The sequence below is a fragment of the Xanthomonas sp. BRIP62411 genome (assembly GCF_003993525.1).
In the GTDB taxonomy this organism is placed as follows: Bacteria; Pseudomonadota; Gammaproteobacteria; order Xanthomonadales; family Xanthomonadaceae; genus Xanthomonas; species Xanthomonas euroxanthea.
The window spans coordinates 1-415 of the sequence record NZ_QEZI01000036.1 but is presented as its reverse complement, the minus strand read 5'-3'; the positions used below and the strand labels follow the sequence as shown (position 1 = coordinate 415).

The window sequence follows — 415 nt, the reverse complement described above, 5'->3', positions numbered from 1 at the left end:
GATCACGGCCTTCGACTGGAAGACGTGGATCTCGCCGGTCGACAGCTCGAGGGCCACGACGCCCGCGGGCTGCTGCTTCCCGTCGACCTCCGCCATGACGAGGTCCAGCACGTAGAACTCGTTGTAGAAGTTGATGCCGAACTTGACGCAGTTCTGGTACAGCGTCTGCAGGATCATGTGGCCCGTGCGGTCGGCCGCGTAGCAGGAGCGGCGGACGGGGCTCTTGCCGTGGTCGGCCGTGTGGCCGCCGAACCGGCGCTGGTCGATCTTGCCGTCCGGCGTGCGGTTGAAGGGGAGGCCCATGTTCTCGAGGTCGATGACCGCGTCGATGGCCTCCTTGGCGAGGATCTCCGCCGCGTCCTGGTCGACGAGGTAGTCGCCGCCCTTGACGGTGTCGAAGGTGTGCCACTCCCAG

The 415-nt window shown here is 66.5% G+C and carries 1 protein-coding gene; it reads right to left on the bottom strand.

Features of this window, described 5'->3' with window-relative positions; all coding sequences use genetic code 11:
- A partial coding sequence (locus EO139_RS21095) for an FAD-binding protein (protein ID WP_126972367.1) occupies positions 1-415 on the bottom strand: 415 nt, incomplete at both ends.